Origin of the sequence: Paenibacillus sp. FSL H7-0716 (assembly GCF_038002705.1) — a bacterium.
Taxonomy (GTDB): domain Bacteria; phylum Bacillota; class Bacilli; order Paenibacillales; family Paenibacillaceae; genus Paenibacillus_AQ; species Paenibacillus_AQ odorifer.
On record NZ_JBBODA010000008.1, the window covers coordinates 1 to 21,130 of the forward strand.

Annotated in this window: 16 protein-coding genes; 11 read left to right on the plus strand and 5 right to left on the minus strand. The window is 42.7% G+C overall.

What is annotated here, in order from left to right; translation table 11 throughout:
- The first annotated feature begins 162 nt into the window (after window positions 1-162).
- The 6 genes from MHH60_RS12530 (at window position 163) to MHH60_RS12555 (ending at window position 8,906) form a co-directional block, all read left to right on the plus strand.
- Entirely contained in the window at window positions 163-1,122 is a 960-nt protein-coding gene (locus MHH60_RS12530; protein WP_076130774.1) for an ABC transporter permease, read from the plus strand.
- A 17-nt stretch (window positions 1,123-1,139) separates the two neighbouring features.
- Complete coding sequence (locus MHH60_RS12535; protein ID WP_036685756.1) at window positions 1,140-2,036, plus strand: carbohydrate ABC transporter permease; 897 nt, start codon at window positions 1,140-1,142, stop codon at window positions 2,034-2,036.
- A gap of 91 nt (window positions 2,037-2,127) precedes the next feature.
- The gene (locus MHH60_RS12540; RefSeq protein ID WP_076134268.1) at window positions 2,128-3,963 is read left to right on the plus strand and encodes an ABC transporter substrate-binding protein; all 1,836 of its coding nucleotides are present in this window, start codon (window positions 2,128-2,130) and stop codon (window positions 3,961-3,963) included.
- A gap of 134 nt (window positions 3,964-4,097) precedes the next feature.
- Window positions 4,098-5,843 carry a sensor histidine kinase gene (locus MHH60_RS12545; protein WP_076134269.1) on the plus strand — a complete coding sequence of 582 codons (1,746 nt, stop codon included), beginning with the start codon at window positions 4,098-4,100 and terminating at the stop codon, window positions 5,841-5,843.
- Window positions 5,836-7,242, plus strand: coding sequence for a response regulator transcription factor (locus MHH60_RS12550; protein WP_076134271.1), 1,407 nt, complete (start codon window positions 5,836-5,838; stop codon window positions 7,240-7,242). The genes MHH60_RS12545 and MHH60_RS12550 overlap by 8 nt, the downstream gene beginning before the upstream one ends.
- Window positions 7,239-8,906 (plus strand): extracellular solute-binding protein, encoded by a 1,668-nt coding sequence (locus MHH60_RS12555; protein WP_076134272.1) that lies wholly within the window; start codon window positions 7,239-7,241, stop codon window positions 8,904-8,906. Before MHH60_RS12550 ends, MHH60_RS12555 begins: the two co-directional genes overlap by 4 nt.
- Before the next feature lie 54 nt (window positions 8,907-8,960).
- Here the strand turns inward: MHH60_RS12555 and MHH60_RS12560 are convergent, their stop codons facing one another.
- Window positions 8,961-9,380 carry a MarR family winged helix-turn-helix transcriptional regulator gene (locus tag MHH60_RS12560; RefSeq protein ID WP_076130769.1) on the minus strand — a complete coding sequence of 140 codons (420 nt, stop codon included), beginning with the start codon at window positions 9,378-9,380 and terminating at the stop codon, window positions 8,961-8,963.
- A gap of 164 nt (window positions 9,381-9,544) precedes the next feature.
- On the opposite strand from MHH60_RS12560, the gene MHH60_RS12565 reads away from it, so the two are divergent.
- Window positions 9,545-11,005: an MFS transporter gene (locus tag MHH60_RS12565; RefSeq protein WP_076134274.1), complete on the plus strand. Its 1,461-nt coding sequence runs from the start codon at window positions 9,545-9,547 to the stop codon at window positions 11,003-11,005.
- A gap of 33 nt (window positions 11,006-11,038) precedes the next feature.
- On the opposite strand, the gene MHH60_RS12570 is transcribed toward MHH60_RS12565, so the two are convergent.
- Together MHH60_RS12570 and MHH60_RS12575 are read right to left on the minus strand one after the other, a co-directional pair.
- Window positions 11,039-12,106, minus strand: a complete 1,068-nt coding sequence (locus MHH60_RS12570; protein WP_076134275.1) for a glycosyltransferase WbsX family protein — start codon at window positions 12,104-12,106, stop codon at window positions 11,039-11,041.
- Between the two features lie 12 nt (window positions 12,107-12,118).
- Complete coding sequence (locus tag MHH60_RS12575; protein WP_076134276.1) at window positions 12,119-13,156, minus strand: glycosyltransferase family protein; 1,038 nt, start codon at window positions 13,154-13,156, stop codon at window positions 12,119-12,121.
- 207 nt (window positions 13,157-13,363) lie between these two features.
- Here MHH60_RS12575 and MHH60_RS12580 point away from each other — a divergent pair, with 207 nt between their 5' ends.
- Complete coding sequence (locus MHH60_RS12580; RefSeq protein ID WP_232061415.1) at window positions 13,364-13,774, plus strand: hypothetical protein; 411 nt, start codon at window positions 13,364-13,366, stop codon at window positions 13,772-13,774.
- A gap of 90 nt (window positions 13,775-13,864) precedes the next feature.
- Here the strand turns inward: MHH60_RS12580 and MHH60_RS12585 are convergent, their stop codons facing one another.
- Both MHH60_RS12585 and MHH60_RS12590 read right to left on the minus strand, forming a co-directional pair.
- Window positions 13,865-15,220, minus strand: a complete 1,356-nt coding sequence (locus MHH60_RS12585) for a PFL family protein (protein WP_248548616.1) — start codon at window positions 15,218-15,220, stop codon at window positions 13,865-13,867.
- Between the two features lie 17 nt (window positions 15,221-15,237).
- On the minus strand, window positions 15,238-15,507 hold the full coding sequence (locus tag MHH60_RS12590; RefSeq protein WP_036685776.1) for an ACT domain-containing protein: 270 nt from the start codon (window positions 15,505-15,507) through the stop codon (window positions 15,238-15,240).
- Window positions 15,508-15,725: 218 nt separating this feature from the next.
- Here MHH60_RS12590 and MHH60_RS12595 point away from each other — a divergent pair, with 218 nt between their 5' ends.
- The 3 genes from MHH60_RS12595 to MHH60_RS12605 all read left to right on the plus strand — a co-directional run bounded on the left by MHH60_RS12595 (window position 15,726) and on the right by MHH60_RS12605 (window position 21,037).
- The gene (locus MHH60_RS12595) at window positions 15,726-17,357 is read left to right on the plus strand and encodes a diguanylate cyclase (protein ID WP_076134278.1); all 1,632 of its coding nucleotides are present in this window, start codon (window positions 15,726-15,728) and stop codon (window positions 17,355-17,357) included.
- A gap of 61 nt (window positions 17,358-17,418) precedes the next feature.
- Window positions 17,419-17,799 carry a response regulator gene (locus MHH60_RS12600; protein ID WP_076134279.1) on the plus strand — a complete coding sequence of 127 codons (381 nt, stop codon included), beginning with the start codon at window positions 17,419-17,421 and terminating at the stop codon, window positions 17,797-17,799.
- Entirely contained in the window at window positions 17,777-21,037 is a 3,261-nt protein-coding gene (locus MHH60_RS12605) for an ATP-binding protein (RefSeq protein WP_076134280.1), read from the plus strand. The genes MHH60_RS12600 and MHH60_RS12605 overlap by 23 nt, the downstream gene beginning before the upstream one ends.
- The last annotated feature ends 93 nt before the right edge of the window (window positions 21,038-21,130 follow it).

Here is a 21,130-nt window from a genome sequence, read left to right on the forward strand (position 1 = left end):
GACCCACAGCGATTAGGTAGAAAATGGTCGAAATATATGCGAATTTGGTTCACAAGCATCAGACGGTTCTCCAGTGAGGCCGTTCTGTGTTCTATCTCGTCATACGTAAAGGTTCTGATACTATGAAAACGTAATCAAAATCTGGGTATAGGAGATTCCGACATGGGGGTACCTTCTGGTGAATTACTTCCCAGCGTCGATCCGGTTCATCGATCCCGCTGGAAGATGAAGAACAAACATAAATTGTTCTTCATGGCTTTTCCGTTTCTTGTTGTCACCTTTATTTTCTATTATCTGCCGATCAGCGGATGGATTTATGCATTTTATGATTTCATTCCCGGAATACCGTTGTCTGACACGCCATATGTCGGGTTGAAATGGTTCAAGACGATTGTATCCAATCCAACACAGACCGCAGAGGTTGTGCGCGTGCTGAAGAACACTCTTGCCATGAGTTCACTTGGACTAATTACCTCGATATTTCCAGTGATCTTTGCGATTTTTCTGACCGAGATTAAGTCAGGTTGGTATCGCAAGATGGTGCAGACGCTAACCACGATTCCGAACTTTATCAGCTGGATTCTGGTATATGCATTGGCTTTCTCGTTGTTCTCCGTTGATAACGGGGTCATCACACACATTTTAGTGCAGCTTGGAATCGTTGATGAGGGTTATAACTTTTTAGCCTCCAGCTCGAATATTTGGGTCACGATGATCATTTGGTATTGGTGGAAATCGTTAGGCTGGGGTGCCATTCTCTATCTTGCTGCAATCGCAGGCATTGATCAGGAGTTGTATGAAGCCGTAGAGGTGGATGGTGCAAGCCGGTTCCGTAAAATCTGGCATATTACCATTCCGGGTCTTATCCCAACCTTCTTTGTCCTACTGCTGCTCTCCATAGGTAACCTGGTCAATAACGGGATGGAGCAGTACTTTGCCTTTCAAAATGCGATGAATAAAGATTCCATAGAAGTGCTGGATCTTTATGTATACAATATTGCGTTCGCTAACAACTTTCCGTTTGCCACAGCTGTCAGTATGCTGAAGTCGGTCGTCAGTGTAATTCTACTGTTCGCGGCAAACACATTATCCAAGATGGTGCGTGACGAATCTATCATTTAAGGCAGGGGTGATCCCATTTGAGAAAGAAAAAACTAACTTCTGGAGAATTAATCTTTCAAATTATTATCTACACACTCTTTGGATTGTTCACCCTGTCATGCATTTATCCATTCTACTATTTGTTCATTAATACGATCAGTTCGAATGATCTTAGCGCAGCAGGGTATATCAAATTTTATCCAAGGCAGATCCATTTTGATAATTATAGTAAGGTTCTAAGAATCAGTGGTTTAGGTCATGCGGCGACAGTCTCTATTTATAGAACAGTTGTAGGTACTTTGCTCACCGTTGGATCTTCGGCATTCCTTGGGTACTTGTTCACCAAAAAGGAGATGTGGGGCCGGAGTATTTGGTACCGCAGTGTTGTAGTTACGATGTATTTCAGCGCAGGGCTGATCCCATGGTATATCACCATGCATAACTTGCATCTGACTAATAACTACCTGGCTTATATTTTGCCAACCATTATTACTCCTTTTAATATCATTTTGGTCAAAACCTTCGTCGAGGCTATTCCGCCCTCACTTGAGGAGTCGGCGTCAATGGATGGAGCAGGGTACTTCCGGGTGTTCTGGAGTATCATTGTTCCTCTTACAACGCCTATCTTGGCTACGATTACGATTTTCTCAGCGGTGAATCAGTGGAATGCCTTTATTGATACGGCATTTCTGATGACAGATACGAAATACTTTACGCTCCAGTTCTTATTATGGCGTTATTTGAACGAATCCAGCTCACTCGCAGCCTTAATACGTAATTCGCCAGATATGGCCGCTAGTGCAGCGAATATGCAGACTCCAACCTCTGTGCGGATGACTGTAACGATGATCGTCGTATTGCCGATTTTGATCGTGTATCCGTTCTTCCAACGCTTTTTTGTCAAAGGAATTATGATCGGTGCGGTTAAAGGCTGATGGGTGGCCACTTTGGACCAGAACTGGGTTTTCCTCTGCTATAAGCAGAGTTGAACTATAAGTGAAGAGATGAAAGGGAGGGTATAAAGCAATGAGATTAAGAAGAGCATCGCTTGTCATGCTATCCGTAATCCTGGTCTTCGTTCTTGCAGCATGTGGCGGGGGGAATAATTCGGCTAACTCGGGCAAAAACACGAGCACAGAGAAACCTACGTCGGCTGCCACGAATGCCCCGGCGGAAGAGACAGCAGCACCGGATGACGGAGCGCTTGATCATTCCAAGCCGCTGAAGCTGACTGTATTCTCAACAACCGCTAACTATGTCGGTCCACAGACCGGATGGTTTGCAAAAATCATCAAGGATAAGTTCAACATCGAAATGGACATTGTAGCTTCAAACCTGACTGGTGGAGATACCAAAATCTCTGCAATGATGGCTTCCGGAGATCTTGGAGATATCATCATTTTCGGTGACGACAAGAACCACTATCCAAACGCCATCAAAGGAAAGCTGCTCTTGGACTGGACACAGGACGGTCTTTTGGACAATTACGGAAAAGACATTTCCAGCACTTTTCCAAAAGCTATTGAGAAAGCAAAGGTAGCTTTTGGCGGTGGATCATCAGTCTTTGGTATGGGGAACAGCGTAGCTTCTAACCCATCCGGACCTTCTGAAGGAAAAGATATGACTTGGGGTCCAGATCTGCGCTTTGATCTTTACCAACAAATTGGAGCGCCAGAAATTACAAAGATTGAAGATTATCTGCCTGTGCTGAAAAAAATGCAAGAGCTCGAGCCTAAGAACGAACAAGGCAAAAAAACCTATGCTTTCTCGATGTGGTCTGATTGGGATGGCAACTATAAAATGACATTGGCTAAACAGTTCGCAAACATGATGGGCTATGACGAAATTCCTGATACTGCTGTGTATGTTAAGGCAGATGAAGAAAAGTATTATGACTTCTTATCTGAAGATAGCTGGTACATGAAATCTCTCAAACTGTATTTTGAAGCTAACCAAATGGGTCTGGTTGATCCGGACTCTATGACGCAAAAATTTGACGATGTTGTAGCAAAATACAAAGATGGTCGTCTATTGTTCTCTTGGTTCCCATGGCTTGGAGCTGCTAACTACAATACACCAGAAAGAACAGCCGAAGGTAAAGGTTTTGCGCTGGTTCCGTTCAAAGATGAATTGATGTATTCCACAGGCTTCAATGTTTACGGTGGTAACGGTATTATTGCAATCGGCGCAAAAGCTAAGGAACCTGCTAGAATAATGGAATTCATTAACTGGATGTACACACCGGAAGGTGCAATGATTTCTGCAGGAAGTGGAACAGCAGTACCTAACGGACCTCAAGGTCTGACTTGGGATATTGATGCAAACGGCAAACCTGCAGTGACTGATTTTGGTTGGAAAGCTTATACTGATCAACAGAATACTCAAGTTCCTGCTGAATACGGCGGGGGTGACTACTACTATGGCTCCAATCAAATGAACTTCTCGTTTGTGGTTCCGGCGATGGTGAATCCAGAGAATAGTGAGCCATTCGATCATAATCTGTGGACAACAACCCTAGAGCGTAACCCTTCCAAGCTTGATAGTGACTGGAGAGCGAAAATGGGCGTTCTGACTCCTAAGGAGTATTTTGAGAAAAACAATCTATTGGCTGTAGCACCACAAGGTTTCACTGGCAAAGAGCCATTAACCATGGATAAAACAGTGGAACAAAAGAATAAACAAATCGGTACGGTTATTCAACAGATTTCCTGGAAAATGGTCTTTGCTAAAGATCAAGCGGAATACGATAAGTTGAATAAAGAAATGCATGATAAGGTAAATGGTCTTGGGTATTCCGAAGTTATGGATTTCTCGATTAAAAAGGCTGAGGAATTGTTCGAGGCCCGTAAAAGCGTTAAATAAACACGGCTAGTAACTATAAAATAAGGCGGGGCGGCGTGGAGGCTGTTCTGCCTTATTCTATTCAATTAAGGATAAATGTGGTATTCTCACATTAATATAAAACGCTTTCAGATAGAAAGAAGAGGATAATCCAGATGGTAAGAGTACCCCTGCGGAGTCATACTCCAGCTGTCAAATCCTTACGCAATACCTTATTTATCTATCTAGTAATCGGAACACTACTTCCGCTTCTCTTAGTAGGATTCGTAACCTACACCTCTATTTACTCCATCCTTTCAGGTAAAATTGGCAACGGGATCAGCGCTAGTCTAAGGCAGGAAGCCTCAAGCCTGGAGAATGCCATCGACAATATGGATTTTGCCTCCAAACAGTTTGCTTTGGACGGTCAGATTGTGCAGGAGATGTCCTCATTTATTCAGGAAAAACAAATTTTTCGCAAATCGCAAATGATGAATTCCATCAACCAGAAGATCAATCTAGTCAATTTTACGAACCCTTATATTGGACTTACAGCCTACATTATGCCGGACAGCGATGATCCCGTTCTGTTCACCAACATGAGCGCACGCAGAAATTTTGATATCAGTACATTGCCGTCCTTTATGCGATATAACGGGGCTGACTATTATGGACCACATCCCACTATGTACGCTGTTGGTGATAATCTCGTGTTCTCGGAGCAGCGGATTGTCCGTGTGCCGGGCCAGCATAAGCTATATATTTATTTGGAGACAAATTATAGTTTGTTTCGCAAAATCTTTAATCAGGAGTCCTACGGGATGAAAGTAAATCATCTGCTGGTCAATCAGCAAGGTAATAGTACAAAAGTGATCGATGGCAAACTTCCGCTAAGTATTATTAAAGCTGCGGGAAGCAACTCCAATCTCACCCATGAAACGCTAAGCGGATATCATCTGTTTCGTTACGCGAGTCCTCAGGGCTGGAAACTTATTGCCGTTGTGAAAAAATCCGAATTCAACAGTGAAATTTATTCTTGGTTTTTTAAAATGATCTTACTTGCCTTTTCCACCCTTCTTTTTGCCGGATTTCTGGCTTGGATCATCTGGAGGAAAATTTATGGTCCGTTGCGTAAGGTCAACCTTGAAATCAACCGAATGGCGGAAAATGTTACCGCTCCGGTAGCCTATACGAATGTAGAAGAATTTGATTTCGTGCTTACCAACTTTCAGCAGATGAAAAAACAGGTGAATGAGCTGATTGTTGCGGTTGCCCATAATGAGAAACAGAAAAGCCAATTTGAGATTGAGAAGTTGCTCAGCCAGATCAATCCTCATTTTTTGCATAATACCTTAAATACGGTACAGTGGATGGCCCGGCTAAACGGCCAGAAGGAGATCGACAAGCTGGTCACTCTTCTTGTAAAGGTGCTGCATTATAATCTGGGCAAGCAAAGCATCATTGTTACCATTGGCGAGGAAATTGAAGCGATTCGAAATTATATGGAGCTGCAGCGTATCCGTTATGATTATGAATTTGAATTTAACGTTGAAGCTGATGAGGATGTATTGTCTGTGGCTGTCCCGAGATTTTTACTTCAGCCTCTGGTGGAGAACTCGATTTATCATGGATTAAGCGATAATGGCAAGGTAGATGTTGAGATAACGAAACATGGTGAAGGAGAAGTTCAGTTATGTGTAAAAGATAACGGCGCTGGGATGGATGCAGATACATTAGATCAGCTTTTGTCTGATGATGGAGCGAAAAAACGGGGACTTGGAATTGGTTTTTCATATGTGAACCGGATGCTTAGAACCTATTATGGAGAACAAATGAAGCTAGAGATGTTTAGTAAGCCAGGAGAAGGTACGGTTGTATCCATTGTGATTCCGAGGAAAGGTAAGGAGGACTTCGATGATTAAGGCTGTAGTTGTCGATGACGAGAGACTCGTGCGGAAAGGCTTCATATCCCTGATCGATTGGTCATCCTTAGGGATTGTTATAGTTGGGGAGGCAGGTGATGGTAAATCTGCTTTGGAGCTGCTTCAACAGCAGGAAGTAGATTTATTATTTGTGGATTTGACCATGCCGGGTATTTCAGGCTTCGAGCTCATTAAAATGGTTAGACAACGTTTCGCAGGTATTCGCTGTGTTGTCCTTACTTGTCATCATGAATTTGACTATGTTCAGGAGGCTATGCGTTTAGGAGCCGTTGACTATATTGTAAAAACACTGCTTGAGATGGAAAATGCAGATGAAACTATCAGACGTCTTGTTGATCGCATTAAATGGGAGGACAATACTCGGGATGCTCTGGTTCGTGGGGAAAGTAAACGTATGGCTGCTGATAAGGCTCTGCTGTATTTGCCACTAAATCCTCAGTGCAATGAAGAAGAATTATTTCAGCTGTCCAGCGTGAAAAATAATCCGCTTATTACTTTTCATGAGATGTGGATGTCACCCTTATTGCATCGTTTCTCAATAGATGAGAGCAAACGTGAACTAAAGATCCAGCTATCCGGACGATGGCAGACCGCGCTGATCAGTGGATTGAGAGATCAACCGTTACAGGAATTAGAGGAACAGCTCACTGCGAAATTACGCCGTATTCTATTTTATCATCCAGAACCTGAGGATTTGACCTCATTGAAATATGAAGACATAAAGAAGGAACCAGGGGCTCCCTATTCAAAACAAGAGGCGGATAATTTGCTGGAGCAAGTACAGAATTTGAAGTGGACAATTGATGGAAAGGAGTGGGAGAAATTTGTAGCAAACATACTTCAGCAGAAACCCTGTTCTGATCAGTTTCTGGCGTTTGCACACTCTCTAATACAAAGCTGGAGTTCTTTACTATTAAAGCCTGAAGATGCTGCTCAACTGGAAAAGGACATTTCCCATAATCTGAACTGGTGCCATTGGAAGAACTGGCTGCGGCGATTTTCTGATCATGTGGGACGAAGAATGCTGGAGCTTGGATTAACTAAAGAGGTTATGTCCTGTCTTATTCGTGCAGTTCGTTATATGCAGAGCCATGCAGGTGACAAAATCAATCAGAGCGACGTAGCAGCCGTCATTAATATGAGCCGTGGTTATTTCAGCCAATGTTTCGCTCGTTTTGCCGGAGAGACATTTGGTGAATGTTTACGGGGAATGCGGCTGGAGCTTGCTAAATCACTGCTGCTGGAGACTACACTTCCGGTCTGTGAGATTGCCTCGCGGTCCGGTTTTGAGGATGATCGTTATTTCAGCAGATTGTTCAGAGAACGTATTGGTAAATTACCAAGTGAATTCCGTGCGGAGGGGAAAAACCAAATATGAAATTTTGGAAATCTATCCTCCTAGTGTTTATGGTCATCGGAATGACATCATGTCGTGACAATATCGGTACTGTAGATTCGGTTGCAAGCCCTCAGGCAGGAGATGAAGATACTTCTATCGCTTATAGCAAATACGAGGATCCGATTGTGATTCGAGTGGGATTTAAGGTTCCCGACTCGCGACTTAATACAGGTGACAGCAATGATAACAATCCAATCACCCGTTATTTAGAGAGTATTACGAATATCAAAGTGGTTCACTCGTGGGAAGCGAAGGGTGAGGATGCTTTTACGCAAAAGGTACAGCTTGCCATTGATAGCAACGATTTGCCTGATGCCATGGTTGTGGATCGGGATCAACTGAAGAAATTAATTGATAATGATATGATTGAAGATTTGACAGAGACTTATAAAATATATGGTTCTGAACTTATCAAGGATATGTACAATTCTACAAAGGGTGAGGCATTAGAGGACGCTTCCCGCGATGGTAAATTATATGGATTACCGAATGTAGCTATTGATGCAGACTCTCCCGTGCTGCTCTGGGTACGTCAGGATTGGCTGGAGAAGCTGGAGCTGCGGCCTCCACAAACTTTTGAAGACATCGAGAAAATTGCCAAAGCTTTTATTGAAAAAGACCCTGATGGAAATGGAAAAAGAGATACTGTCGGTCTAAGCGGCTATAAAAATATCGTATATGGAACTAAACCATTAGTTAATGGTCTGGATGCTGTGTTTAGTGCATTTCACGCTTTCCCCACGAATTGGATTAAGGATAACAACGGCAATATCGTGTATGGCTCCATTACACCAGAGACCAAACAAGCGCTTGCTAAACTTGCTGATTGGTATAAACGCGGGTTGCTGGATCCGGACTTTGCACTCTATAAGGAAACTCAGGAGCCAATTATTACAGGTAAATCCGGAATGTTTTTTGGTCCTTGGTGGATGCCTTATTATCCTTTGTCAGAGGCAGTAGCTTTGGATACGAAGGCAGAATGGAGAGCATATGCAGCTCCAGTTGACGACTCCGGTAAGTTTGTCGCTCATTTGGCGCCGGTAACAGATCGATATCTTGTTGTGCGTAAAGGGTTTGAACATCCTGAGGCTGTCATCAAGCAATTAAACGTGTTTACAAGACTCGAAAGAAGACAGGACCCTAATCAAGAGGAGGTAAAAAAGCTGGGTGATTTCTCTGCGCAGACAGGCATTCAGCTGCGTGCTTATTATCCGTTCGATCTTCTGATAGATTATAGGGATGCGATTGAGAAACATTATGCTGATATCCAGCAGGCTTTGCACGGAAAGATAGACCCGGATACATTAAATTCTGATACCCGGCTCATTTATGATCAATGGGTAGCGGAGACAGAGCAGCCCAAAAAAGATCTTGAAGGCTGGAAAGCAGCGAATGCGTATAAATACGGAGTAGCTGTGTTAACCTCAACTGCTATAGAGGGAGTGCGTGGGGTCTTTTATGGGAACACCAGACTAATGAAGACCAAATGGCCGGATCTGCAGAATCTGGAGAATGAGACGTTCTTAAATATCATCGTGGGTGATTCACCGCTTAGTGATTTTGATGCGTTTGTAGCTAAATGGAAGAGTATGGGCGGGGAAGAGATTACGGAAGAAGTTACTGAGCTTGTAAAGCAAAAGTAAACGTGGGATGCCTCAACAGCCAAGTGGCTTTGGGACATCCTTTTTTCTTGTGTTCTATTCTTCGTTTTTGCTGATCTTTTGCAGCAGGAAATGTAGTTGCTCTACTTCTTCATCGGTTAAATGGCCAACAAGGCTTTTATTAAATTCATCTAAGATGGACTGTAAAACTGGGAAGAAATCAATGGCTTTCGGGGTAGGATATAGAAGGTGAGAGCGTCGATCATTAGGATCGTCTTTGCGCTCGATATATCCCGAATTCTCTAATTGCTTCACAGAACGTGCTGTAGTTGCTTTATCGAACTTCAATTCGGCAGTTAACTGATCCTGAGTAATGCCTGGCCGAGAAAGAATCAATTTAAGAAAACTATGCTGTCCACCACTACCGATTCCATAGGGGACAAATTGCTTAACCAGTTTCTTTTGATTTTGACGGTGAAGATGGGAAATTAGCTTCCCGATAGGCTCTCTTGCCAATATAGACACCTCTTTGGGTTATATGTTCGCTCATTTGTTGCCTTGAAATAAAGTGTACAATAAAGTCGTTGCGCACGCAACTAAATTGTTGTACACTGGGTATGGCGAGTTTGGTTGCGTGCGCAACTAAACAGTGATTATTAATATTTAATGAGGTGTTAGTTATGAGTTCTGTAAGTGCAACCTACCAGGAGGATAAAGAAATTCAGAAGAAGCGCTGGATGATCTTAATTGTTCTGAATATTTTTACGTTTATGTCCACCCTTGATGGTAGTATTGTCAATATTGCTCTGCCTGAGCTATCCAAACAACTGAAGCTGCCCATGGCGCAAATCGAATGGGTAACAACAGGTTATTTAATGGCGATCTGTGCGGCGATCCTTTTCTTCGGCAAGCTTGGAGATATCGTAGGAAAGATTCGAATTTTTAAGATTGGCACGATTATATTTGTTATTGGATCTATGCTGTGTGGGCTTAGCGTAAGCTTACCAGCCTTAATTGCTTCGCGTGTTATTCAAGCCTTAGGTGCTTCGATGACCATGGCGAACAGTCAGGGAATTGTAACGGATATCTTTCCTGCCACGGAGCGTGGTAAAGCCCTTGGTTTCATTGGTACATTCGTGTCTCTGGGAAGTATAGCCGGTCCAAGTCTAGGCGGGATTATGGTTTCCACCTTAGGCTGGGAGTATATCTTTTGGGTAAACGTCCCTATTGGCCTGATCGCTATATTTTTTGGCTGGAAGGTATTGCCTAAGGATTTAACGAGAGTGAAATCTTCGATTGATGTGCCGGGCAGTTTACTGTTCGCTGTCTTTATTATTACTTTGTTCGCAGGATTATTACTAGGTCAACAGCTTGGATATGGTAACAGCTTAATTGTTACATCAATAATTGTTGCTGTAGTCAGCTTCGTTGCTTTCATATGGATGGAGCTTCGCAGAAAAGAACCGCTGTTGCAACTGTCATTATTTAAGAATCCGTTGTTTTCTTTAAGTATCTTATGTGGTTTTCTCGTATTTACAGCGAATTTCTGCTTCAATATTATCGCGCCGTTTTATGCACAGAACATGCTTAATTTATCGCCATTCTATGCAGGTTTCTTGTTGATGCTGTTGCCGATATGCATGGTAGTCGTGGCTCCAATGAGTGGTGCGCTATCGGATAAAATAGGCTCGGAATTTTTGACTTTTGCAGGGCTGGTGGTCATGGTTATCGCGCAGTTCGGATTAGCTCAGCTTCATGTAGGAAGCTCTGTTGTGCTGGTAGGTGTGTGGATCGCTATGCTGGGTATAGGAAGTGGTCTATTTCAATCGCCGAACAATTCGCTTGTCATGTCTAAGGTACCAAGAACACAGCTTGGTTCTGCGGGTAGTGTCAATTCGTTAGTTCGTAATGTTGGTATGGTTGTCGGCATAACAATTGCTACTACAATTCTTTTTCAAGTGATGAGCACTAGAGCAGGTTATCGGGTGACAGGGTTAGTTCCCGGTCGGCCAGAGTTATTTATCGAGGGTATGCATGTAGTGTTTGTAACCTCGGCATCGATATGTTTAGTGGCTGCTTTATTAACTGGCTGGAGATTGGTGAGTGCAAGAAGCGCCAGAGTGCAGTCATCGGAAAGATAACATAGAATGAAAAAGATCCTTCTGGCGCTACGGCTAAGAAGGATCTTCTTTGTGATGAAATTGCAGGGCTTCCTTAACGGCCTGCAAGTATTGATATTGATAACGCACATCCGGTTCTAGGTAGGCACCTTCAGCCCATTCATTCCAGGCATTGATATAAATATATTCACTTTTGAACATTTTTTTGGCGCGCTCAATTTGTCGTGAAAGGTATTGGCCGAATTTTTGCGGATTAGCGCCTAAGGTGCTTTGTCCGGCAGCGCCTTTACGTGGTGTGTTATCCCAGTTGACAAAGGCTCCCGGATATATGATTTCTCCGTCCCTATGGGGTGTACGCTCCAACATGGATTCCCATAACTCGTCATAATCAATTACGATATGCTTCTGATCCTCCACCTGCTTTGAGCTCCATAAATGCTTAACCCCGCCATGTGCGAATGTGTAATGCGGCTCAAATTCCAGACTGGCATCGAATCCTTGCTCTTTCTTTAGGGGGAAACCGCCCAGTGTCCGGACCAGATGAAGTCCTTTAAGTCCGTTCTGCAGAGCCAATTCGCGCCAATATTGAAGCATTTCTTCACAGTGCGGGATACTAGCAGATCGATAAATGATAAAGACAGGCTTATCCTCCACCCGGATATATCGATCATCTTTGAAGGCTTCCAGCAAAGCATAAAAGTGCATTCGCCAATCGCGTTCTTCTCCGTATTCCTGTGGCATCAGGACATCCTCTTCGGTGCCATCCCAGCTACGTGTCCAGGGTTCGTTAGCCCAAGAAAGGCAAAAGGGGAAGTCAGGCTCTTTGCTCGCAAGAATCTGTTGAACCGGTTGTTCCAGTAGTCGCCTGCCATTAAACCAATAGTGATAATAACAAAAACCGTAAATGCCATGAGCCTTTGCAGTCTCCACCTGCCACTGTTTCACTTTAGGTTCCGTTAAATCATAGTAATTATTATTTAATGGCTTCTTGGGTTGATCATGTTCAGGATAAAGAGCTGTAGCCTTCCTGACATTTGTCCATTCTGTAAAACCCTCACCCCACCAGGAATCGTTCTCAGAGATCTGATGAAACTGAGGCAATAAAAAAGCAATGCATTTCAAGTCAGGTCCCCCCTATGGTTCCTTGAATATTTTTCTCAGCAGCAACTTTCCTTGCTGAATATAGGAATGGTTATACTTTAGTTCCTTTAAAGCACGAGAGGCAAAGATTCTTCTTTCTTCACTATGTGAAAAATAGTGCTTAAAGCTATCGGAGAGCTCTTTGAAGTTCTGGAAACGAATGAGATCTTCTTCTGCAATTCGGTAATTATGAAGATGGGGATGATCCTCCACTAACTGAAATACACCGCAAGCGGTAACCTCCATAATCTGCTGCACAGAACCAGTGCAATTGATGACGATTTTTGCTCCATTATAATAGCTGGACATCTCTTTACTATGGGTGATATCAATGAAATTTCTGGGGGGTTCCCAACCACGCCCGGCGATCATTACCTTAAGGCCTTGAAATAGGTCTGAATACGCCAAGGTGTAAAGCATACTATCGATTTGAAAATCGCCGAGAATGAGTACGTCACTCTGATAACAGTTCTCCACACGTCTTGGATAATAGAGATCCGTATCCGCAGCATATGGGAGATAGCTGGAATGTTTGCCCCATAAACCTTGATAATAGATTAGATTAGCAATGTTCTGTGTAAAAATATAATCGAATAACAATGCCAGATTACGTTCTGTTGGAGTAAGACAAGCAGCATCTGCCATCCATACCGCTTTGGGAACGTTGGAAGCCTTCAGAGCAGGGAGGTTCTCCTCCGGAAATAGAGTCTCCGATCCTAGAGCTAATATTAGATCAGGTTGAAAATGGGCTAAATATTCCTCCAGATTATGCTGGAATTTAATAGCAAGTACTTCTTTGACCAAATGCCTTAGATGATCCTTAAAAAGTCGTACATTAGGCATTTTATCACTTGCCACTGTAGGAACCAGCAGCAATATTCTTAATTGCTTGAGTTCCCGTTGCAGAGGTTCCGCTCTATAAGAGTTCATCTCTAGGATGAGGTTATGGTGTTGCAATGGATTAACTTGGCTGATGGTGACTTCGTGACTTGAAGGCCTTTCAGGAGTGAGCCTATTAGCTGTCTTCTTCATAATTCCTCCTGTATTCTGTGGAGCCAGTCGTCCGCTCTAGCACCGAGTCTTGCTAATCATTATATGTGTAGGGGGTTATTTTGACTTTAGGTATAAGACCATTAATCAGAGTCTCGAAGATAAAAAGCGGATTTAGTGAAAGCTGTATATCTATCTATGACAGAGCTGGCTTGTTTAACATAAGATATACTATAAAACCTGAAAGGGATGATCGCCTTGCCAACCTTCGATAACGTTCTAGTTACAGGAAGTCAGACCATTCAAAATGATCTGCACGTTAATGGAAATGAGACTATCGATTCGAATCTGCATTTGAATGGTAGTCAGACTATAATGGGAAGCCTAAATGTGAACGGCAGCGAATCCATACTCGGACATCTGGGGGTAACCGGTGAAATTAGCGGGGCAGGCACCATCAGAGCTGCAACCCGGTTGATTGCTACGAACCAAGCAACATTGCCACCAGGCGCTCCTACCAGTCTGCAACAGGTTCGATACTTTTCTGTAGGTGCTGTAGGTCAGACTGGTCTCGTGCTGAAGGGCACGGATGGAAATGATTATGTATTATTTATCGATTTGACCGGCGGAACACCTAATATCGGTATCCAACGGGCTTAATCAAGAGAAACAAACATTCTCAGCATCAGATTAATAAAAAAACAGCAAGTCTCCTAAGTGCAAATAGGGACTTGCTGTTTGAGGTTTCTATTAATTCTTAAAGCTATGAATTGGAGCTGGGATTCGTCCGCCACGATTAACGAAGTTTGCGCAGTTGAAGCCGTTTACTGCCATAACTGGTGCATATCCGAGCAGACCGCCAAATTCGACCATTTCACCAACGTCCTTGCCGATTACTGGAATCACGCGAACCGCAGTGGTTTTGTTATTCACCATGCCGATAGCCGCTTCATCGGCGATGATGCCGGAAATAGTCTCCTTGGTGGTGCTTCCTGGGATAGCTATCATATCCAGTCCTACGGAACACACACAGGTCATAGCTTCCAGCTTCTCTAGTGTAAGGGCACCCCGCTGAACCGCTTGAATCATGCCGTGATCTTCACTGACCGGAATAAAGGCTCCACTAAGCCCACCTACATAGGAGGAGGCCATTACGCCACCTTTTTTAACATTGTCATTTAGGATCGCCAGAGCAGCGGTTGTTCCCGGAGCGCCAGCTTCCTCCAGACCCATGACTTGAAAGATTTCGGCAATGGAATCACCGATTTCTGGAGTAGGAGCTAAGGATAGATCGATAATCCCAAAAGGAACATTCATCCGTTTGGAAGCCTCTTGAGCAACTAGCTGACCGACACGTGTGACTTTGAAGGCTGTCCGTTTAATGGTTTCACATAAGGTTTCAAAATCCTGCCCTCTAACCTCTTCAAGCGCACGTTTGATTACACCAGGACCGCTGACGCCAACGTTGATGACACATTCCCGCTCTCCAACCCCGTGAAATGCTCCGGCCATAAAAGGGTTGTCCTCAACTGCATTACAGAAGACTACCAGCTTGGCGCAGCCGATGGAATCCCGATCCTTGGTACGTTCCGCAGTTTGGATAATGATGTCGCCCATTAATTTCACAGCGTCCATGTTGATTCCACTTCTGGAGGAACCGACATTGACCGAGGAGCAGACTCGTTCAGTGACTGCCAATGCTTCAGGAATACTGTCAATCAAAATACGATCGCCTTTGGTGCAGCCTTTTTGTACAAGTGCAGAGAAGCCGCCGATAAAGTTAACGCCTACCTCTTTTGCAGCCTTGTCCAGGATTTCAGCAACAGGTACATAGGTATCTGTCTTCACCGCACCAGCGGCAATAGCGATGGGTGTGACAGAGATCCGTTTGTTAACAATAGGAACCCCAAATTGTCTTTCCAGATCTTCACCCGTCTTTACGAGCTTTTCAGCGGATCTGGTGATTTTGTCATATACATTTTGATTAAAGGTGCGCATATCCGTGTGGGCACAATCCATGAGGCTGATCCCCATCGTTATGGTACGCACATCCAGATTCATTTCACGAATCATCTTATTCGTTTCTTGTACTTCCACTAGTGATATCATGGTCAGCCATCCTCCTAGATTCGGTGCATAATATTAAAAATATCCTCATGCTGAAGCTTGATTTCCACGCCAATCGATTCGCCAAGCAAATGTAATTCCTCTACAATATTCTCAAAAGCTTTAGTTGAGCTAGAAATGTCTACAATCATCATCATGTTAAAATAATCTTGAACAATCGTCTGCGAAATATCCAGAATGTTCAAATTGTGTTCGGCTAGATATGTACATACTTTAGCAATAATCCCTACTTTATCTTTTCCCAATACAGTAATAATTCCCTTCATGAATACAGCCTCCCTTTGTATTTATTGATTTCACCGTGTATACGGAAATGAACCATTCCAACTATTATTGCAAATGATGAAACAAGCTTCAACCAAAGGTTTTTTGTCAGTTTGATTAAATATTTATTTTGACAGCTGAAATTATAGAAAATTCATTTGACAGCCTATAAAAAATGTGATGAACTGAGAGTTTGATATGATAGTCTGAAGGAGTAAATATGACTACACAAAAATATAAAGACATGGTTGAGCAAAGAACGAAGATGACCCTCCAGGAATGGACGGAACAGGCGGAAGTGAAGGAAAAGGACATTTATCGTTTTTTGCATAATTTAAAAGGCACTGCTGGAACTGTCGGATTACCAGATGTCGAACAATTTGCCGAGGATACGCTGCCCTATTTCATGGAAAGCAGTCTTAAGAGTTGGTCGGTCGAGGAATGGGGGGATTATTTATATCCACTGATTCCATTGTTTAATGTCCATTCATTGGCAGCTTCAAGCTCTGTTAAAGCATTGGATAAAAAGGGACCCGCTGAGACGCTCACGCAGAATGATATTCTTCTTATCGATGACGATGTAGAGCTAGTTGCTTATCTGAAAGAGTCATTGGAGAAGCAGAATTACTATGTAAGCATTGCCTTATCTGCTGAACGGGGACTCAAAATCTTTTATGAAACAAAACCAGATCTCATTCTGCTGGATATTCTTTTACCGGATAAAAGCGGGATTGAGGTGTTGAACCAAATTATCGGCAAGGCCAAAAAAGAACGAATTCCCATTATCATTATTAGCGGGGAGTACTCCAAAGCGACGCAAATGCAGGCGTATTCGTTAGGTGTGATGGATTTTTTACCGAAGCCTGTAGATATTGATTTATTTCTGGTATTGATCAAAAATCGCTTTCAGCTCAAGAGAGAATGGCAGGAGTCCATCATCGTGGATGATTTGACCGGCGCATTCAATCGCAAACACTTTAATCAAGTTATGAAGCAGCTGATTGGTGATTTTAAGCGGACCAACCGCGTATTTTCGTTAGCGCTGATTGATTTGGATTATTTTAAAAACGTTAATGATACATATGGTCACCTAATCGGAGACGAAGTTCTGCAGGGCTTTTCAGAGCTTGTGAAGAATTCCATCCGTCTGGAGGATACCTTTTGCCGTTATGGGGGAGAAGAGTTTGCAGTGTTCTTACCTCACACGGATGCGGAATCTGCAATGTTGGTTATACAGCGTATTCAAGAGCGGTTTGCGGCGACTGACTTTTTTGCAAAAAATGAAATCTTTCATGTGACTATCTCTAGCGGGATTTCTGAGGTAACAGATGCCGAGAATATAGCCGATAAATTGATTGAGGAAGCAGATCAGGCTCTTTATGCCAGTAAGCATGCTGGAAGGAATCAGACAACGCTTTATTCGGATCATTTATCCACTACTAAAAAGCATTCGGTTCTGAATGTGATTGTTGTAGATGATGATACGCTAATTCGGAGAATTGTGACAAGTCAGTTCGCCATTTGGGAGCCGGATAATATTGCTGAGGTGAAGGTCAGCAGCTATGCGAATGGGCTTGATTTCCTGCAATCGGATTGGTATGCCGTGGATGAGAAGTATATTATTTTGCTGGATGGTGTGATGCCTGATCTGGATGGAGTAGAAGTTCTGGAAAGAATCCGCAAAACGTATCCGGAAGTAAATATATTAGTGATCATGTTGACGGGAAGAAATAATCAGGCGGATATTGTACATGCCCTGCAGATGGGTGCCGATGATTATGTAGTGAAACCGGTCCATATGCCTGAGTTATTGTCGAGGATAGAGCGGTTGGCTCATAGATTTTTGTTCTAATTGGGTTCTGAAAATGTTGTGAGCACCAGGAGAGATCTAAAGCGGAGGGAACTAGGCAGCTATGCAAAAGGTAATGGTAGTGGATGATGAAGAAGTATTAAGAATGTTAATCGTAGACACCTTAGAAGATTTGGAAGACGTGGAGATCCACACTGCCGAGAACGGATTAGAGGCGCTTTCAAAATTGTCACAGGATTATTATGATTTGGTGATATTGGATTATATGATGCCTGAAATGACAGGGATTGAAGTCCTAGGCCAACTGGATGATGAGAAAAAGAAGGCTACAGCTATTTTAATGTTAACAGCCAAAGCCCAAGATGTAGACCGTCTTCGAGCGGTAGATGCAGGCGCACGTTATTTTATGCCGAAACCTTTTAGTCCGATGGAACTCTTACAGATTGTGGAGGGGATCCTAAGTGACAAAGGGAAGCAGCTCTAATCACAGTATCAAAAATAGGTATTTTCGTATCATCGCCTTGGTTTTTTCGCTAATCATTATTATGGGATCTGTATTTTTGTTTTTCATAAACAATGAGCAGAACAAATTAAGTAGAGACCGTGAAAATCTGCAGAATAAGGCGGACACGATTAACGAATTGGCGACTGCATTAAATGAGGTTTTTTTCCGAGCGAGGGGATTCAGCGCACTTAAGAGTGACAATGAATTAGAGCTCTTAAACTTAGGACTTGTTAACTTTGATAAGATTCTGGATACCTATTCTAATCTCAGTTTATCTCCGGAAGAAGCCTTGTTTAGGGATGGTTTGAAAGCATTTTATGTTCAGTACAAAACTAAAGTTTTGCCGGAAGCGATTCGGTTTGTCGAAGCAGATGATTATGTGTCTTTGAGAGCTCTATCCGCAGATGGGAACACGAAATCAGTGAATGATTTTTTAACGTATACAAAAGAGTACAAGCAACGATCCGATGCCGCATTAAATACTATGGCTATGGATTACATCAAACGTGCCAATGAATTTACCTTTATCGCATTTTTTTTCAGCACGATTATTCTGCTAATCTTCACCTTTATGATCTGGCGGATTCTGAAGAACCTAATAGATCCTATTCTGAAGCTGGAAGGGGCAACCCATTCTCTGGCTGCAGGAGAAGAAATTCTTCTGGGCAAACTTAAGAATCAAGATGAAATTGGCCGACTTTATGATGCTTTTCTTAATATGGCTAGAAGTATTCAAGATAAAGAAGAAGAATTGATGATGCAGAATGAAGAGCTGCATGCGCAGCAGGATGAACTTCAGGATCAGCAATATAGGCTGCAGCGCTCGCTTAGTGAAATTGAGAGTATGATGAAAGCCTTGGATCAATCGTCTGCCGTCGGAATTCTTACTGCTAAAGGTGTCTTTACCTACGCGAATGATAATTTAAGTGGATATACCCGCTATAAAAAGTCTGAGATTATCGGTTACACCTATAAGTTATTTGAACTTTATAATATCTCTGATGAGGGTTATCAGAAAATCTTTAACAAATTAAATACAGGCGGAGTGTGGAACAATGAGCTGCAGATTCTGGCCAAAGACGGATTGCCCATCTGGCTGCATCTGACGATTGTGCCGTACCTGAATGAAGAGGGTGTGATTTATCAATACATCCTTATTGCGAACGATATCACCTCAATGAAGAGCGTGCAGCAGGAACTAGCCGAAACGTTAAAAAATACGGAACAGACCAAGATGATGCTAGAGCTAAATAATCAGCTGAATCATGATATTACTTATACTTTGGATAAGCATGAATTTGCCGATAAGTTTATTGCGTTTATGCATCGCCTGTATGCCTTTGATTCGAGTTTCTTCTTGCTTGTGAAAGATAATATCGCGGCTGTGAAAGGTATTCCGCAAGAGAATGTGGAGCGTTATCTTGATCATGAGAATAATGAGATGTTATATCGCTTGCAAGCGGAAAAAACGTACCTAATCAAGCGTCTGGCCACACAATCAGAGCAAGGGATTTCTGCAAGTGAGGTTTATGTTTATGACTTCTACACTACTGTTGTGAACGCAGAGGATGAGATTCTTGCAGTGTTCTGTGGCAGCCGGGTTGGTCATTCCTTCAGCAAAGAAGAGATTAATGAGGTTCAAGGGATGATGAACCGCGTAGCGCTGGCGATTGAACGTTTATTCATGTATGAAGAGATTGAACATGGCCGAAAGCTGAATCGGGACATCGTAAATAATGTGAACGAGGGTATACAATTTGTGAATACAGAAGGTATGCTCCTGCAGATGAATAAAGCGTTGAGTAACATTTTTAATTATGAGTGGACAGAAGGAACTTTGATTCCCCGACAGAAATGGTTGGATTATTTCATTGAGCACTCGAATGAGAATCATGAACTGCGGATGTTTTTTGAAAAAGCGATTGCTGAGGATGCTCTGGAATCCAGCAGCATGCAATACTCCATTGGAACTGAATCGATGAAGCATATTGATGTGTATGCGATCCCTGTATTCCGTCGCGAGCTGCGTATTGGTACATTGTTTGTCTACAGAGATATCACTAGAGAATATGAGCTGGACCTTATGAAATCTGATCTTGTCAGTACGGTAAGTCATGAGCTAAGAACACCGCTATCGAGTGTACTTGGTTTCACAGAACTGTTATTGTCTAAGACCATGAAGCCTGAGAAGCAGCTTAAATATCTGGAGACGATTCATAAAGAAGCTAAACGACTGACGGAGCTCATTAATGATTTTCTTGATTTGCAGAGAATGGAGTCAGGTAAGCAGCAATATATCACGGAGCACTTGAATCTCAGTGAAATTGTATTAGGTGTAATTGATCAATATAAACTGAGCAGTACCCATCATGTACTCCTAGTGGATGAGGCTTTAAATGCGGATGTTGATGTGGACAAGGATAAGATTGTCCAAGTTCTGACGAATCTGTTAAGTAATGCGATTAAATTCTCGCCTGATAACAATGAAGTTAAAGTACTGCTGCATAACGAGTCGGATAGAATTATTGTACGTATCCAGGATAATGGTCTTGGCATTCCTAAGGATCAAATAGGACAGCTATTCCAAAAATTCAGAAGAGTGGATAATAGCGCCTCTAAAAGAATTGGAGGAACAGGACTCGGGCTTGCCATCTGTAAGGAGATTATTGAGAAGCAAAAGGGAAATATCGGTATAGATTCCGTTGAAGGAGAGGGCACTACCGTCTGGTTTAGCCTCCCTATCCTCCATGCGGAAGCGAGCCGGCAACAGGATGAGCTTAATAAATGGAGCACCGATAAAGAGCTTAAGCCTAATGTAATGATCGTTGAAGATGATTACAGTCTTTCATTGCTTTTATCAGAAGAGCTTAAAGGGAAAGGCTTCCGAGTTACCCATCATTACCATCCACAGCAAGCTTTTGATCAGGCCTTGAAAACCCCATTTGTGGCGATTGTGGTAGATTTGATGTTGGGTGAAGAGCTGGATGGCTGGGATTTGATCCGAATGCTTAAAGAAGATCCAAGAACTGAAAATATACCTATCGTTATTTCTTCTGCTCTGGATCAATCGGATAAGAACCAATTAAACGATGTAATTCAAAAATATTTAACTAAACCTTATCCGCCCGGCGAGCTGTCGAATACGCTTGAGGAGATAGTGAAGATTAAGACGGGGATCGGCGAGGTGTTATTTCCCGAAAGTAAGCAAAAATTATAGCTTTTATTTATCACAATATTTTATAAATAGTATCACTTTTTATAATGAAACCGATCAAAACAGGTTAAATCATACTGTTTTGATCGGTTTTTA